Here is a 307-nt window from a genome sequence, read left to right as displayed (position 1 = left end):
CCCACATGCTTTGCAGGGCGCGCGGTGCGTCTTCTGCAGGCGCGGTCGGCACCGTGTATTCGTTACGTTCCACGCCGATGATATTCGACACCAGCACGGTGTGATGCGCAGTCACCGCACGACCCGATTCGGTGATTACCGTCGGATGTGGCAGACCATTTTCTTCACACGCATCACCAATCGCCCAGATGATGTTGTTGGCGTATTCATTGAGGCCGTAGTTTACGGAGCAGTCAGACTGAGAACGGGTGCCTTCATAGTCCACGCCCAGACCGCCGCCGACGTCGAAGCACTGAATATTGACGCC

General features: G+C 57.7%; 1 pseudogene. It reads right to left on the bottom strand.

The features are described from left to right. A pseudogene (locus QP437_RS09865) lies at positions 1–307 on the bottom strand (arginine decarboxylase); the annotation flags it as partial.

This window comes from Haemophilus sp. UMB1048 (genome assembly GCF_030218125.1).
Lineage (GTDB): Bacteria > Pseudomonadota > Gammaproteobacteria > Enterobacterales > Pasteurellaceae > Haemophilus_D.
Note: the sequence above shows the minus strand (reverse complement) of the source record. Positions and strands in the feature narration are given on the sequence as shown.